Raw genomic sequence first — 14,658 nt, 5'->3', positions numbered from 1 at the left:
AACACTAGTCCCTAACCACTAAAACCTACCCTACGCGCTTCTCAATGGCCAGCACCAGAATGCCTTCGGCCCCGATGGCTTGCAGCTCGCCGGCAATATGCCAGAACTTATCTTCTTCGACCACCGACTGCACCGATACCCAGCCTTCTTCGGCGAGCGGCGTCACGGTGGGCGACTTAATGCCCGGCAGCAGCGCCTTCACCGCGTCGAGGGCGGCCACCGGGGCGTTGAGCACGATGTACTTGGAGCGCTGAGCGCGGCGCACGGCCTGCATCCGAAAACGCAGCTGGTCGAGTAGCTGCTGCTTTTCGGGGCTCAGGTTGGGGGCGGCGATGAGCACGGCCTCCGAGCGGAAGATGGTTTCGACCTCGCGCAGGCCGTTGCCGAGCAGCGTCGAGCCGCTGCTCACAATGTCGCAGATGGCCTCGGCCAACCCGATGCTGGGCGCGATTTCGACCGAGCCGCTGATGGTGTGCAAGTGCGCCTGCACGCCCTGGCCGGCCAGGTAGTCGCCAAGCAACCTAGGGTACGAAGTGGCGATGTTCTTACCCTGCAAATCGGCCACCGAGTTGTACTCGGCGCCCCGCGGCACGGCCAGACTCAGGCGGCACTTGCTGAAGCCCAGGGCCTCCACTTCGAGGGCGGAGCCGCCGGCTTCGACCAGCACGTTCTGGCCCACGATACCTAGGTCGGCTACGCCGTCCTGCACGTAGCCCGGAATATCGTCGTCGCGCAGGTAGAGGATTTCCAAAGGGAAATTACTGGCCTCGACCTTCAGTTTATACGAAGACGAGACGAAGCTGATGCCGCACTCGCGGATGAGCTTGAGGGAGTCCTCCGACAGGCGGCCGGACTTTTGAATGGCGATGCGTAGCATTTAAGGAAGGAGACCGCCCGCGCGGCGAGCGGCGATAACGAACACGCCCCCGGCGGCACTTAGCCAGCCGAGCAACGCACTAAAAAACCCGAACGAGAAACTGACAACCCCGATAACCCGGGAGCGGTGGCGGAGACGCGAGCGGCTGGTACGGCTACGGGGTAGCGGCCAGCCCGATTGCCCGGTCTCCTAGCGATGGTGGTGGTGATGCACCGCCCCGACCCAGCCCCTAGGGGCCGGCAAGGCGGCAGTAAGCACGGGCGTAGCGCAACGGGCGTTGAACATCATAACGGGGCAAAGGTAAGCGGCGGGTGCTGTTTGCCAACCCTGGCCAAGCAAAGGAGCCAGAATATTTATAACCGGACACGGTATAGTTAGTTGGCTTACTGCTTGCCCCCACCCCGTATTCAGGGCCGATAAACGCCCCAATACGCCTACCGCACTGGCCACGACTGCGTTTGCCTGCGGAGTTATCTGAGACAGCGGAAAACTTAAAGAATATTTTCTCAGTTTAAAGGAAAAAATTCCCTTACTTTGTTGTCCCTTAGCCTTTCTGCCATGCAAGTTGTTCCATTCGCATTCGAAACCCGGAAACAGGAAACTGTTTCGGCTTTTATCCTGGAGCTATTTGGGTCGCCCGAAGCCTCCCACGATGCCCTGCGGCTGGTGCTGCTGGCGCAGCAAGGGCTACCGGCCGTAAAGGCGCAGGCCATCAGCAGCAACCTAGGGCTCGACGCGACGCAAATGGCAGATATACTAGGCATTACAACGAAAACCTTTCGCCATTATCAGCAGGAAGACAAGGTGCTCGACGCGCCCAAGAGCGAGCAGCTGCTGAAACTAGCCCAGGTGGCCGAGCTAGGCCGCGAAGTGTTTGGCGATGCCGAATCGTTTACGCGCTGGCTGCACAAACCCGCCTACGGCCTAGCCGGCAAGCTGCCCATCGACCTCTTCTACACCGGCGGCGGCATCGACCTGGTCGCCGACGAGCTCACCCGCATTGCCTACGGCGACCTGGCGTAGCGGTGGAAGTATTTCGCATTTCGGCCCCTAGGTATGCCCAGCGCCTCACGGCCTCGGGCGTGGCCAACCGCTGGAATACGGCGGGCCAATACATTATCTATACTGCCGCCACGGCCTCGCTGGCCTGCCTCGAAAACGTGGTGCACCGGAGCGGCGAAGGCTTACAGGCCCCGTTTAAGCTGATGCGGCTCGTCATTCCCGACCAGGTGCTCATCGAGGAAGTACCCGCCGAGATGCTCCCCGCCGACTGGCAGCAGGTAACTAGCTACCCGCAGTGCCAGGAAATCGGGAGCGCGTGGTACCAGCTGCGCCGCAGCGCGGTGCTGAAGGTACCGTCGGCCATTATCACGTCCGAGGCTAATTACCTGCTTAACACCAGCCACCCCGACTTCGAGCAAGTGAAGCTGCTGGGCACGGAGGATTTTATTTTCGACCCGCGCATTAAGATGGAGTTATAAGGTAGCTGATAAGGCACCGTATTACTGCTAACTCATCACTTCTCTAATAGCCGCCGCCACTAGCGCCGGGTAGTAGTAATGCGCAAAATGGTCGCCGGGAATCTCCAGAAACGGCTCGTCGGGCGGGCGCACCACGTTGTCGGCCAGGGCATGCACGCGCAGCTCGGGCAAGACGCCTAGGGGCGGCACCGGGGCAAATAGCACTTGCAGCTGCCGGTGCACGTGGCGGCGCGGGTGCCGGGCCATGCTGTCGGCCAGTTGTCCATACAGCTCCCGCGACTCCTCAAACAGGTAGGTGCGCTTGGCGCGCTCGCGCAGCCAGCGGCTACGACCCAGCCCCGACCACGCGTAGAGCCCCAGCAGCAGCGGGTTGCGGGCGCGGGCCACCACCTTGTGCTGGTCAGTGAAGGAGCTGAGCAGCACGGCAGCGGCCCCGGTTTGAGCCTTAATGTGCGCCGCAATCCAGCCGCCCATCGAGTGGCCCACCACCACATCGGCCGGCCCGATGCCGTGGCGCTCGGCCAGGTACCGGGCCAGCGTCACGGCGCTCACCGCCCCGCGGGGCCGCCACTGGTCCAGGGCTGGCTCCAACTCAATAACCTCTACCGCGGCGGGCGGCAGCAAGGGCCGCAGCGTGTCGAAGATGGTACCGTCTTCGAGGTAGCCGGGCAGCAGCAGCAGGCGTTTCATGGATTTTGTAGTAGCGCGAACTTTTTAAAACCGCGCTATCGCCCGGATATTGAGCACGCGCTGCGAGAGGTAGCTGGGCACGGCGTAGGTCGTGCCGCTCACATCCTGCAAGTAGCTGTAGCCGGCCACGTTGTTGGCCCCTAGAATGTTGAGAATCTCCAGGCCCAGCCAGAGGCTTTCGAGCGAATACAGGTGGGGCTTGGGCGTGTTGCGCAGGCTCACTACTTTGGAGAAGCCGATATCGACGCGCTGGTAGGGCCGGGTGATGGCCTGGTCGCCGCGGTACTGCGGCTGGCCAGGCGGGCTGAAGGGCAGGCCGGTACCAAACACCAGGTTGACATAGCCGCGCACCGAGGGGTTATCGGGCAGGTGGTCCTGGAAGAAGATGCTGGCCGTGAGGCGCTGGTCCTGGGGGCGGCGAATCCAGCCCAGCGGCGTGGTACCCGTAACCTTACCCGTGCTGTCAGTCAGGTTCTTGGTGGCGCCATCGATGTTTTCCTTGGTTGTGAGCAGCCCTAGGCTCAGCCACGACTCTACGCCCTTCACAAACTCGCCGCTGAGGCGGGCTTCGAGGCCAGCGGCGTAGGCGCGGGCGTTGTTTTTGGCCGAGTAGCGCAGGCGCACGTTGTCGACCTCGTAGGGAATGACGTCGGTGAGATACTTGTAGTAGGCCTCGGTGCTAAGGCGAAACGGCCGGTTCATGAGCTGCAATTCCGCCTGGCGGCCCACCACGAGGTGCAACGACTTCTGGGCCCGCAATTCGGGATTGAGCTGGCCGGCCATGTTGCGCAGCTCGCGGTAGAACGGCGGCTGGGCGTAGAGGCCGGCCGCCAGCTTCCAGCTGCGCTCGGGGTGGCGGCGGCTGCGGGCCGCAAACTGCACCCGGGGGCTCAGCACAAACTCTTTATTAACCGACCAATAGTGGCCGCGCAGGCCGTATGTGAGCGTTTTGAGCGAGTCGATTTGCCAGGTGTGCTGCACGTAGCCCTGGGTGCGCTGGCTTTCGAGGGTGAGGTCGGCGGCGAGGCGGGTGCGGCGGCTGTCGGGCACGTAGTCGGCCGAGTCGGCAAAGCTGTACTCGTCGAGCTGGTCGTGGATGATTTCGCGGCCCGTTTTCACGCCCCAGCGGATGGTGTGGGCCCCTAGGGGGTCGCCGCCGGGGTTCCAGCGCCCGCGCAGCTCGGCCGTGAAGATGCGAGCCGTGAGGTCGTTGCGCGAGTGGTTGAAGCTGGAGCCAATGTCGCGGGTGCGCACCGGCTGGTTGTAGTCGGGGCTGGTGGGGTCGTTGTTGACCTCCGAAAACCGGTACGACGCCTCCACGTCCCGAAACTCGAACTCGCGCGTGAGCAGCGCCGAGCCCAGCAGCTCTACTTGCAGACCGGGATGGAAATTGTGCCGCAAGTTCAGGCCGCCCTGGTAGGTGTCGTACTGCATGCGCTCGCGGCCATCGTAGTAGATGTTGACGCGGGTGAACTGCGCGCCGCCGGTCGAGAACGTGACCTGCCCGCTGCTCGGCACGAAGCGGTAGTCGTTGTGCGCCAGTACGCCCAGGATGCCTAGGCTGGTTTTTTGCAAATCGCCGCCCTTCTTCCCCAGCCCAATATTGACGTAGCCCTGCGCGTCGTAAAACGTGGGGTTGTACTGGCCCTGGTTTTGGCGCAGCGAGCTGAGCACGTACTGCGCATTCTTGTAGCGCACGCCGCCTAGGTAGCTCACCCGGCCGTTGGCCGAGCGCGCTTCAGCGTGGAGCGCGCCGCCCACCAGGCTGCCCGTGGCCGAGGCCGCGAACTTGGCCGGCTCCTTATACTGGATGTCGAGCACCGAGGAGAGCTTGTCGCCGTACTTGGGCTGCCAGCCGCCGGTGCTGAAATCGACCTTCTGCACCAAATCGGGGTTGATGAAGCTCAGGCCCTCCTGCTGCGCCTGCGTGACGAGGAACGGCCGGTACACCTCAAAGCCGTTGACGTAGAGCAGGTTCTCGTCGTAATTGCCGCCGCGCACATTGTAGGTGCTGCTCAGCTCATTGTTACTAACTACGCCGGGCAGGGTTTTGAGGATGGCGTTGAAGTCGCCGAAGGGCGAGGGCAACACCTTGGCCGTTTGCGGGTCGAGCTGAATGAGGCTGACCTGCTCGCGGCTGTCGGCGTCGGCGGCGCGGGCGCGCACCGTCACGTCGGTGAGGGTTTTGGTATCGGGCTGCATCACCAGGCGCAGGGGCTGGGCGGCATCGGCGGGCAGGCGCAGGGTTTGGCGCGCGGGCTGGTACCCGAGGCGGCGGGCCACCAGCACCACGGTCGCCTCCTCCACGGGCCGGGTCAGGCGCATGCTAAAGCTGCCGGTAGCCGTGGTGGTGGCGCCGCCGGGCTGGCCTTCCACTGCCACTACTACCAGCTCCAGGGGCTGCCCTAGGGCATCGCGCACGGTGCCCGTAAGGGTGAGCCCAACCGCACGAGCCGCCGGGGCGGGCGTAGCAGGCGCCTGCTGGCTGTAGCCAGCTCTGGGTACTGCGGCCAAGCTCCCCAGCACCCAAATAAGTAGTACGCGCTGCTTCAACTTTAATAGTTAACTATAAAACAGTACCTTAGGCAGCAGCTCCATCGCCTGGGGCCGCTACCCTTCAGTGGTTTACTTAGCGCTCGACTCTACTACCTGACGCAATTTTTTACGCAGGCTGGCCAGCGTGGGCACCGGCCCGCCGGGCGACTTAAACACGAAGCTACCGGCCACCAGCACGTCGGCCCCGGCCTCCACCAGCGGGCCGGCGTTGATTTCGTTCACGCCGCCATCGACCTCGATGAGCGCGCCCGAGCCCTGGTCGAGCAGCAGCTCCTTGAGGGCCGCTACTTTGCGCAGGGTATTCGGAATAAATGTCTGGCCCCCGAAGCCGGGGTTTACCGACATGAGGAGCACCACGTCGAGGTCGGCGGCGATGTCTTCGAGCAGGCAGATGGGCGTGGCGGGGTTCAGGGCCACGCCGGCCGTGCAGCCTAGGTTCTTGATTTGCTCCACCACCCGGTGCAGGTGCACGCAGGCCTCGTAGTGCACCGTGATGTTGGTGGCGCCCGCGTCGCGGAAGGCGGCCAGGTAATTTTCGGGGTGCTCTATCATCAGGTGCACGTCGATGGGCTGGCGGGCGTGGGGGCGCAGGGCTTCGAGCACGGGCAGGCCGAAGGAGATGTTGGGCACGAAGCGGCCGTCCATCACGTCGAAGTGCAGCCAGTCGGCCTCAGCGGTGGCCAGGGTTTCGGCAGTGGCTTGGATGTTGGCCAGGTCGCTGGCGAGCAGCGAGGGGGCGAGCAAGGGTTCGTGGCGGCGGCCAGGTTTGATAATCACGGAGGTAGAGAAAGAAGAGTAGTCAGGAAGGAAATCGCCCGCACCAGCCCACAGCGGGCAAAAGTACGAAGCCGGCTGCCGGACCAAATGCCAGCAGCCGGCTTCTAACGCGAAGAAGGCAAATTTTAGTGAGTGGCCAATTTTAGTCGGGTTTTTTTTCAAAAGCGCGCCAGTCGAGCTCGCCGGTTTCCTTGCGGCGCAGGAAGTAGGTGTTCTCATCTTCTTGCATCTTGCCGAAGGTGAGGTCGCCTTTGCAGTCGCGGCACTTGATGGAAGTGTATTTGAACTTGCCCTGGGCCACGCGGCTGCTCAAATCCAGGTTGTCGGAGCCGCAGAGGCCGCAGGCCCCCACGTCGGCAAAGCTCAGGCGCTCGTACTCGGCCACTACTTCGTGAAAGTTTTTGCCCTCCACCGTGAAGTGAAACTGGCGGCGCCCAATGCGCTTGGTGGTCATCATCTGAACCATGAGAGAAGCGGGTTTTATTACGACTTAAAGGTACGAAAAAAGCAGCGAATAGCCAATAATATTAGCTAGTAAAAGCAATTTTTATTAGTAAATAAGCATCGGCAATTTAGCTAATCCGGTCTATACTGGCCCGTTTGCAGCGGGTACTGCCGCGGTACTTGGGGCGGCCGTGGGCTTCGCCAGCCGGGGCGCTTGGGTGCTTTACCTGGGTCCATCGGCTTAGTAGCCGCAACTTTCCTATCCTAGGCAGGTTACTACGTCTTTGAATCTTACAAGCACCCTGCTGCCATGACGACTACCGCGCTGACTGCCCTTTACCAGGAGCTGACTCCCTGCACGGGCGCCGACCTGAGCACGCTGCTGCCCGGGGGCATTCAGCGCGAGGTCGGCCACTTCAACGTGTTTGATTTAGCCGACCTCGCGGAGTCTAACCAGCTGCGACCGGGCACGCCCTACCCCTGCCGCTCGTTCTACAAAATCAGCCTCCTGCGCAGCCGCAGCCGCACCGAGTATGCCGACCACACCATCGACATTGAGCCCGACGCGTTGGTGTTTTCGACGCCCAAAGTGGCGTTTCAGTGGCGGCCCACCGAGGCGCAGCAGGGGCAGTTCTGCCTTTACACGGCCGAGTTTTTGCTGCCCGTTCTCGGGGGCCTCACGCCCGATGAGCTCCCCCTATTTCGAGCCAACGGGTACCTTGTGTTTCAGCTGACACCGGCCGAAACGGCGCGGGCAGCGGCTATTTTCACCCAAATGCAGCAGGAGCTGGCTTCCGACTACGCCCACAAGTACGACCTGCTGCGGGCCTACGTGCTGGAGCTGCTGCACCTGGGCCAGAAGCGGCAGACCACGGCCACGCTACACCCCGCCCACTCGGCGGCGGCCCGGCTCACGTCGCGCTTCGCGGAACTGCTGGAGCGGCAGTTTCCGCTCACCACGCCCCAGCAGCGCGTGCCCCTACGCACGGCCAAGGATTTTGCCGACCACCTGGCCGTGCACGTCAACCACCTCAACAAGGTGCTCAAGGACAGCACCGGCCGCACCACCACCGACCTCCTCGGCGGGCGGCTGGCGCAGGAGGCAAAGGCCCTGCTGCAACAAACGGACTGGACGCTCTGGGAAATTGCCGACAGCCTGGGCTTCGTCGATGTAGCGCATTTTTCGCACTTCTTCCGCCGCTACGCCGCCGTGAGTCCCGGCGCGTTTCGCACGCTGGCCGCCGCGCCGGTTTGATTTCTACAAGAAGCTGATTGGCGGCTACAACGCCGCCAGAAGCTACCTAGGGGACCTTTGTCGTGTTCAAATCAACCGCACAAACGCACCCTCCATGAGTACTTCCAAAATCGCCCTCCTTACCGGCGGCAGCCGGGGCCTGGGCAAAGACATGGCCCTCAAACTCGCCCAACAGGGCATCGACGTCATCCTCACCTACCGCAGCCAGCAGGCCGAAGCGGTAGCCGTAGTTGCCGCCATCGAAACCCTGGGCCGCCGCGCCGTGGCCCTGCCCCTGGACGCCGCCAACCTGAGCACCTTCGCGGCATTTTTCGCGCAGGTCACGACGGTCCTGGCCGATACCTTCGGCACCGACCGGTTCGACTTTCTCATCAACAACGCCGGCACGAGCCTGACCGCCCCCATTGCGGAGATGACCGAGGCGCAGTTTGATGAGATGCTCAACATTCATTTCAAGGGCGTGTACTTCCTCACCCAGCAGGCCCTGCCCTTGCTGCGCGATGGCGGCCGCATCGTCAATATTTCCTCGGCCACCACGCGCAACTCCTTTGCGGGGGTATCGGCCTACGCGAGCATGAAGGGGGCGGTGGAAGTCTTCACCCGCTACCTGGCCCTGGAGCTAGGCGGCCGGGGCATTGCGGCCAACGTGGTGGCGCCGGGCGCCGTATTTGGCGGCGGGGCCATGACGGATACGCCCGAAATCCGGGCCTGGGTGGCCCAAATGACGGCCCTAGGCCGCGTGGCCGAGCCCGACGACATCGGTGGTCTCGTCGCCTTCCTCTGCACCGACGCCGCGCGCTGGCTCAACGGCCAACGCCTGGAGGCAACGGGCGGAATGGGGCTCTAGCGCGGCCAGACGGCGCGAAGCTTTCCAGATAAAATACTCCGGGACAGCCCACTGGAGCGCGGGCTTTGTAGTCCGCGCCCCAGTGGGCTGTCACTGCTGCGTGAAGCGCACCGCCTGGGGCGTGCCGCCGGCCAGCGGCTGCACCACGCACTGGTAGGTGCCGGGCGCCAGCTGGCGGGCGGGCCGCAGCGGTACTTCGGCCGTGGCCTGGGCCGGCAGGCTGCGCTCCACTACCACGGCGCCCTTGGCGTCGAGCACGCGCACGCGCAGCGCCTGGCGCTGCAAGGCGGGCGGCAGCACCAGGGTCAGCTCGCCGGTGCGGCTGGGATTGGGGTAGATACCAAGCCGGGCGCTGGGGGCCGCCGCAGGAGTGGCGGCCAGCGGCGTGCTGGGGTGCAGCAGGTTGTAGGCCGCCACGAAGTTGGGGATGCCGTACCCCAGGCTGTTATCGGGCGCCTGGGCCTGCGAAGCCGAGCGGCAAAGCGCGGCAATTACCTGCTGGGCGGTGAGCGTGGGATTGGCCTGCCAGAAACCCGCCACCAGGCCCGCCAGCTCGGGGCAGGCGTAGGAAGTGCCGTTGCCCCGCCCAATAGTGCCCGTGGCCGAGAGCACCGCCGAGGCCACGCCCATGGCCGACAAAGTGGGCTTGATACGCCCGTCGGCGGTGGGGCCGTAGGAGCTGAAGCCCGCGTGCTGGCGCAGGGAGTCCACCGCCCCCACCGTGATAATGCTGTCGGCATCGGCCGGCACGGCGATGTAGCGCCAGGCGTTATTGCCATCATTACCAGCCGAGTTCACGACCACCATGCCGGCCCGCGCGGCCCCCAGGGCCGCCAGGCTGCTGATGGCCGTGCGCCCGTTGAGGTCGGCGTAGGTGTGCGACACGGCGGGCCGGTCGAAGGTGTTGTAGCCCAGCGACGAGCTGATGACATCGACGCCGGCCGAGTCGGCGTACTCGGCGGCGGCCAGCCAGTTGGCTTCTTCCACCGGGTATTCGCTGGCTACGTCTTCGGTGAGGCAGAGGTGAAACGTGGCGTGGGGCGCGGTGCCCACGTAGGTGCCCGGCAGCTCGCCGCCAATCAGGCCCAGGCAGTTGGTGCCGTGGCTGTTGCGCTGGTACACACTGGTGCCGCCATCCACAAAATTGCGGGTGCCGGCCACCCGGCCCTGCTGCTGCAGCAGCTGCAAGGGCCCAATCTGGTCGGCCCCCGGAAAGCCGGCGTCGAACACGGCAATCTGCATGCCCTCGCCTTGGTAGCCCGCCGCGTGCATGGCCACTGCCCCAATGAGCTCGTTTTGGGCGTAGGCCTTGCCGTAGGTGGCGCGGACTTCGGCGGTGGTGCGGGCGGCGGGCGCCGCCTCGGGGGCCGGCGCGGGGCGGGGCGCTTCGGGCAGGCGGCTCAGGGTCTGGCCGCCCTTCACGCTGGGCAGCTGGTAGATGCGCCCTAGGGTAACCGAGTCGCAGGCCACCACCGCCGCATTGAGCCAGCGCGAGGTGTAGCGCACCTGCGGGCTGCCGCCCACGGCCCGCACCTGGGCCACGTAGGCGGGATTCACGGGCAGGTCGCGCGCGCGCACTACTATGCCCTGGCGGCTGCGCCGGGCCAGCGCCCGCGCCGACAAAAAGGCCTGCGGCTGGCTCACCGAGTAGGGCGTGCCGGTTTTATCCTGAAAGTAGATGAGGTGGCGGCGCACCGTGCCCTGCGCCCGGGCCGCGGGGCTTAGCCCGCCCAACAGCAGCAAGGCGGCCAGCCAAAAGGAATAGTTCATTAGAAGCAGATAGGGAGGAAGCGGCAAGTTAACGCGGGGTGCACGCCGGCGCGTATAGCCAGACAGTAGCACGCCCTAGGTAGTTCGCGGCCGCCCTCCCCTACCTAGGGCCCGGCCCGTGGGCGGCCCAGGGCCGCGCCCCGTGCCCGCGGCCATCGGCCCGCGGCGCTACCTCAGCCAGCTTCTGGGCACTATGTTAGCGCCGCGTACCAGTCAGCCTTTATGCCCCATCAGCCCCGCCGCCAGTTTATTGGCCTGAGCACCAGCGCCCTCGCGGGCGCGCTGGTGCCCGGCCCGGTCAAGAGATTATTCGCGCCCCCCACGGCGGAAATCACCGTTCACCTCACCCAGAGCCTGGGGGAGATAGCGCCCACCATCTACGGGCAGTTTATTGAGCACTTGGGGCGCGCCATCTACGGCGGCATTTACGACGAGCAGCACCGGCAATTTCGGCCCGACGTGCTCGAAAAGGTGCAGCGGCTGCGGCCGCCCCTGCTGCGCTATCCGGGCGGCACGGTCACCAAGATTTACCACTGGAAAGACGGCGTGGGCCAGAACCGGCCGGTGCGCAAAAACCTCATCTGGGGCGGCTACGACACCAACCAGGTCGGCACCGATGAGTTTGTGCAGTACGCCCGGCTGCTAGGGGCGGCGCCCTTTCTGACCGTCAACATGTCGACCGGCACAGCGGAGGAAGCCGCCGACTGGGTCGAGTACTGCAACGCCACGCAGGGCTACTACGCCGCCCAGCGCCAGGCCAACGGGCACGCCGCGCCCTACCAAGTAAAATACTGGGGCCTGGGCAATGAAGAAGCGGCCAAGGAGGATGCCGGCCGGCTGCAAGACCCGCGCGACTACGTCAAGCAGGCCTGGTACTATGCCAAGCTCATGAAGCTGCAAGACCCCACCATTCAGCTCATTATGGTGGGCGATAAGCCGGACTGGAACCAGCAGATTTTGCAGGAGCTGCACCCGATATGCGACTACATTTCGCTGCACCTCTACGCCAACTCCAAGCCCGGCGACCCCGCCTCGCTGTTCGCATCCATCGCCGAAATGGAGGTGGCCATCAAAACCACCGCGGCCCAGATTAAAGCCCTCACCCCGGAGCGAGTCACGGGCTTCAGCAAGTGGTACCGCTTCCCGAGCCGGCAGCAGCCCGTGAAGATTGCGCTCGATGAGTGGGGCATCTGGGAAAACGGCGGCAAGGGCGCCTACGACCTGGAGGTAGACTACACCTGGAACCACGCGCTGGGGGTGGCCACGTTTCTCAACATCTTTCAGCGCAACGCGGCGGTTATCGGCTTGGCCACCTGGGCCCAGACCGTCAACGTCTTAGCGCCCATCATGACGAACGAGACCACCTCCATCTGCCAAACGATTTATTACCCCATGGAGCTCTACCGCCGGCTGTGCGGCCCCCGAAGCGTGGCCGCAACGACGACTGGCGCGGCCACGCTCGACGTCTCGGCCTCCACGGATGGCAAGACGCTCACCCTGGCCATCGTCAACCGCGACAGCACGGCGGCGATTACGGTAAAAATCAACGCCAAAGTAGCCGGCCGCTGGATTGCGCACGAGCTCAACGCCCCCTCCGTAGCGGCCATGAATACGCTGCAAGCGCCTGACACCAACGTGGTCAGCTATAAGCAGCGCACCCTGCTGGCCAGCGCCACCACCTATACGGTGGCGGCGCACGGCATTACCCTGCTGCAAGCCGCGCTCTAGCGCCTAGGTAGGACCTAGAGCTTGCCGCTGGCCACGAGCACTTCGAGGCGCGAGCGTCCCACCTGCACCACGGTCGGCGTGATGACCGAGGCGCCGTTGGAGGTGGTGTAGAAAGTTTCGTAGGCGTAGCGGCGGCGCAGCACCGGGCCCACACCCTGGGCAAATACCTGCAGGTAGCCGCCGCGGCGCAGCAGGCCATCATTGGCTTCGATGGGCTGCCGGTCGCGGGCCACGACGGTGGTGGCGTAGGTTTGGGGGGCGGCGCCGGGTGTGGTGAAGGGCTGCTCCACGGCGGCATCGAAGGCCCGCACGCTGTCGGGGCGCGCGGTGGTGAAGGCGTATTTTTTCCAGGTTTTGCCGGCCCGCAGCGGGTAAATAAGCTCGATGGTGCGCACGTTGTCGCGCGTCATCAGAATGGCCTGCGCCTGGGGCTGCACCACCAGCACGCTGTCGTCGGCCCAGGCGTCGGTGCTGTTTACGCGGCGGGCGCGCAGCACGCGGTAGGCTTTTTGGCCGGCCGCATCGGTAAACTGCTCGGTCACGGCCTCGCGCAGTTGGTAGTTGGCGGGCGTGGCCACGCCCTTGCTCCACACCGTGTCGCTCACGGCGTAGGTGCGGTAGGTGCCCACTTCGAGCGGATAGTAATCAACGACCGGCGCGGGCGTCACCGTTTCGTGGCGGCAGCCTTCCAGCAGGGCCCCGGCGCCCAGCAAAGCGGCGGCCGCCAGCGTTTTAGTCGGTAGCGAATAGCGGAAACGTAGCATCATAGCACGATAGAATAGCATTAACTAACGCCCTGGGTCGAAGCTGGCCCAGGCTCGGGGGCAAAGCTAGCAACTAGCTCGCACTCAGCCCCGAGCCAGACAGGCACCTAGGGCATTTTCCTCAGCAGGCACGTGGCAGTCACCAAATAAAAGAGAGGGGTTAATACGCGGATATACTGCGCATTAACCCCTCTCTTTTAACTGGTGGCTAAGTAGGCTACGCCAGGGCCACCTCGGCCGCCAGCGCCGGTACTTCGCCAATGACGTGGCGCGTTATCCAGCCGCCGCCCAGTACGTCGTCGCCGTCGTAGAACACGGCCGCCTGGCCGGGCGTGATAGCATGCACCGGCTCGGTGAAGTAGATGCGGATTTGGTCGCCATCCTGCTCCAGAAACGCCGGCGAGCCGGCGTGGTGGTAGCGCACCTTCACCACGGCCGGCACCAGGCCGCGGCCCCCTAGGTCGGCCAGCTTGCCCATGTTGAGCTTGTGCACGGTGGTGGCGGTGCTGGCCAGCTCGTCGTAGTTGCCCAGCACCACCTCGTTGGTGTCGGGCCGAATGGCCGTGACGTAGGCCGGAAACCCGAGGGCGATGCCCAGCCCCTTGCGCTGCCCGATGGTGTAGAACGGGTAGCCCTCGTGCGCCCCCAAGTCGCGGCCGTCGCGGTCCACGAAGCGGCCGCCGGCCACCCGCGCCTCCAAGCCCGGCACGCGCCGCCGCAGAAAGCCCCGGTAATCATTATCGGGAATAAAGCAGATTTCGTAGCTCTCGGGCTTGTTGACAAGCGCCGTGAAGCCGCGCTGGCGAGCTTCGTCGTAAATCTCGGTTTTGCGCATCGCCCCTAGGGGGAACAGCGTGCGGCTCAGGCTCTGCTGCGTCACGCCCCAGAGCGCGTAGCTCTGGTCTTTGTTTTCGTCGAGGCCTTTGCTCACCACAAAGCGGCCGGTGTCGGCATCCTGCCGGATTTGGGCGTAGTGACCGGTGGCAATGTACTGGCAGCCCAGCATGTCGGCCCGGCGCAGCAGGGCGTCCCACTTGATGTGGGTGTTGCAGAGCACGCAGGGGTTGGGGGTACGGCCGGCAAGGTATTCTTCGGTGAAGTTGTCAATGACAAAATCGCCGAACTCGTCGCGGATGTCGATGATGTAGTGCGGGAACCCTAGGCGCACGGCAATGTCGCGGGCATCGTTGATGCTATCGAGCGAGCAGCAGCCGGTTTCTTTTTTCGAGCCGCCGGCCGTGGCGTAGTCCCAGGTTTTCATCGTCATGCCCACTACTTCGTAGCCGGCTTCGTGCAGCAGCACAGCGGCCACCGACGAGTCGATGCCACCACTCATGGCCACGAGAACGCGGCCTTTGGTCGGAGTATTTTCCATTAAAACGGCAAGCCACCCAGGGAAGTGAATGTTCCGGCTGGCGCCAGTACAAAGTTAAGAGTTAAAAGTGATGAGTTAAGAGTAACTACACGAC

The 14,658-nt window shown here is 64.3% G+C and carries 13 protein-coding genes; 5 read left to right on the top strand and 8 right to left on the bottom strand.

Annotated features, from left to right (window positions below; translation table 11 throughout):
* Positions 1-25: 25 nt before the first annotated feature.
* Entirely contained in the window at positions 26-877 is an 852-nt protein-coding gene (hisG, locus tag ACFSDX_RS10725; protein WP_382313380.1) for an ATP phosphoribosyltransferase, read from the bottom strand.
* A gap of 558 nt (positions 878-1,435) precedes the next feature.
* Between hisG and parS the strand changes: the two genes are divergently transcribed.
* Together parS and ACFSDX_RS10715 are read left to right on the top strand one after the other, a co-directional pair.
* Positions 1,436-1,900, top strand: a complete 465-nt coding sequence (gene parS, locus ACFSDX_RS10720) for a type II RES/Xre toxin-antitoxin system antitoxin (RefSeq protein ID WP_382313379.1) — start codon at positions 1,436-1,438, stop codon at positions 1,898-1,900.
* Positions 1,901-1,902: 2 nt separating this feature from the next.
* A complete protein-coding gene (locus tag ACFSDX_RS10715; RefSeq protein WP_382313378.1) occupies positions 1,903-2,358 on the top strand; it encodes an RES family NAD+ phosphorylase in 456 nt (151 codons plus the stop codon).
* A gap of 27 nt (positions 2,359-2,385) precedes the next feature.
* On the opposite strand, the gene ACFSDX_RS10710 is transcribed toward ACFSDX_RS10715, so the two are convergent.
* The 4 genes from ACFSDX_RS10710 to ACFSDX_RS10695 form a co-directional block, all read right to left on the bottom strand.
* A complete protein-coding gene (locus ACFSDX_RS10710; RefSeq protein WP_382313377.1) occupies positions 2,386-3,048 on the bottom strand; it encodes an alpha/beta fold hydrolase in 663 nt (220 codons plus the stop codon).
* A 24-nt stretch (positions 3,049-3,072) separates the two neighbouring features.
* Positions 3,073-5,562 (bottom strand): TonB-dependent receptor, encoded by a 2,490-nt coding sequence (locus ACFSDX_RS10705; RefSeq protein WP_382313376.1) that lies wholly within the window; start codon positions 5,560-5,562, stop codon positions 3,073-3,075.
* Positions 5,563-5,673: 111 nt separating this feature from the next.
* On the bottom strand, positions 5,674-6,381 hold the full coding sequence (gene rpe, locus ACFSDX_RS10700; protein WP_382313374.1) for a ribulose-phosphate 3-epimerase: 708 nt from the start codon (positions 6,379-6,381) through the stop codon (positions 5,674-5,676).
* A gap of 142 nt (positions 6,382-6,523) precedes the next feature.
* On the bottom strand, positions 6,524-6,838 hold the full coding sequence (locus tag ACFSDX_RS10695; protein WP_382313373.1) for a hypothetical protein: 315 nt from the start codon (positions 6,836-6,838) through the stop codon (positions 6,524-6,526).
* Between the two features lie 297 nt (positions 6,839-7,135).
* Here ACFSDX_RS10695 and ACFSDX_RS10690 point away from each other — a divergent pair, with 297 nt between their 5' ends.
* Both ACFSDX_RS10690 and ACFSDX_RS10685 read left to right on the top strand, forming a co-directional pair.
* Positions 7,136-8,080: a helix-turn-helix transcriptional regulator gene (locus ACFSDX_RS10690; RefSeq protein WP_382313372.1), complete on the top strand. Its 945-nt coding sequence runs from the start codon at positions 7,136-7,138 to the stop codon at positions 8,078-8,080.
* A 94-nt stretch (positions 8,081-8,174) separates the two neighbouring features.
* Positions 8,175-8,927: an SDR family NAD(P)-dependent oxidoreductase gene (locus tag ACFSDX_RS10685; protein WP_382313371.1), complete on the top strand. Its 753-nt coding sequence runs from the start codon at positions 8,175-8,177 to the stop codon at positions 8,925-8,927.
* A 90-nt stretch (positions 8,928-9,017) separates the two neighbouring features.
* Here ACFSDX_RS10685 and ACFSDX_RS10680 read toward each other — a convergent pair whose 3' ends face one another.
* Positions 9,018-10,697 (bottom strand): S8 family peptidase, encoded by a 1,680-nt coding sequence (locus ACFSDX_RS10680; RefSeq protein ID WP_382313370.1) that lies wholly within the window; start codon positions 10,695-10,697, stop codon positions 9,018-9,020.
* A gap of 222 nt (positions 10,698-10,919) precedes the next feature.
* On the opposite strand from ACFSDX_RS10680, the gene ACFSDX_RS10675 reads away from it, so the two are divergent.
* Complete coding sequence (locus ACFSDX_RS10675) at positions 10,920-12,425, top strand: alpha-L-arabinofuranosidase C-terminal domain-containing protein (RefSeq protein WP_382313369.1); 1,506 nt, start codon at positions 10,920-10,922, stop codon at positions 12,423-12,425.
* A 14-nt stretch (positions 12,426-12,439) separates the two neighbouring features.
* Here ACFSDX_RS10675 and ACFSDX_RS10670 read toward each other — a convergent pair whose 3' ends face one another.
* Positions 12,440-13,192 (bottom strand): hypothetical protein, encoded by a 753-nt coding sequence (locus ACFSDX_RS10670; protein ID WP_382313368.1) that lies wholly within the window; start codon positions 13,190-13,192, stop codon positions 12,440-12,442.
* A 214-nt stretch (positions 13,193-13,406) separates the two neighbouring features.
* Positions 13,407-14,564: a tRNA 2-thiouridine(34) synthase MnmA gene (gene mnmA, locus ACFSDX_RS10665; RefSeq protein ID WP_382313366.1), complete on the bottom strand. Its 1,158-nt coding sequence runs from the start codon at positions 14,562-14,564 to the stop codon at positions 13,407-13,409.
* Positions 14,565-14,658: the final 94 nt, after the last annotated feature.

Source organism: Hymenobacter bucti (assembly GCF_042681145.1).
GTDB lineage: Bacteria > Bacteroidota > Bacteroidia > Cytophagales > Hymenobacteraceae > Hymenobacter > Hymenobacter bucti.
Note: the sequence above shows the minus strand (reverse complement) of the source record. Positions and strands in the feature narration are given on the sequence as shown.

Bases quoted from the DNA above. Each gene is read 5' to 3' on its own strand.
- ACFSDX_RS10695 (WP_382313373.1), bottom strand. From the start codon at position 6,838: ATGATGACCACCAAGCGCATTGGGCGCCGCCAGTTTCACTTCACGGTG.
- ACFSDX_RS10680 (WP_382313370.1), bottom strand. From the start codon at position 10,697: ATGAACTATTCCTTTTGGCTGGCCGCCTTGCTGCTGTTGGGCGGGCTA.
- ACFSDX_RS10710 (WP_382313377.1), bottom strand. From the start codon at position 3,048: ATGAAACGCCTGCTGCTGCTGCCCGGCTACCTCGAAGACGGTACCATC.
- ACFSDX_RS10670 (WP_382313368.1), bottom strand. From the start codon at position 13,192: ATGATGCTACGTTTCCGCTATTCGCTACCGACTAAAACGCTGGCGGCC.
- ACFSDX_RS10690 (WP_382313372.1), top strand. From the start codon at position 7,136: ATGACGACTACCGCGCTGACTGCCCTTTACCAGGAGCTGACTCCCTGC.
- ACFSDX_RS10675 (WP_382313369.1), top strand. From the start codon at position 10,920: ATGCCCCATCAGCCCCGCCGCCAGTTTATTGGCCTGAGCACCAGCGCC.
- hisG (WP_382313380.1), bottom strand. From the start codon at position 877: ATGCTACGCATCGCCATTCAAAAGTCCGGCCGCCTGTCGGAGGACTCC.
- mnmA (WP_382313366.1), bottom strand. From the start codon at position 14,564: ATGGAAAATACTCCGACCAAAGGCCGCGTTCTCGTGGCCATGAGTGGT.
- ACFSDX_RS10685 (WP_382313371.1), top strand. From the start codon at position 8,175: ATGAGTACTTCCAAAATCGCCCTCCTTACCGGCGGCAGCCGGGGCCTG.
- parS (WP_382313379.1), top strand. From the start codon at position 1,436: ATGCAAGTTGTTCCATTCGCATTCGAAACCCGGAAACAGGAAACTGTT.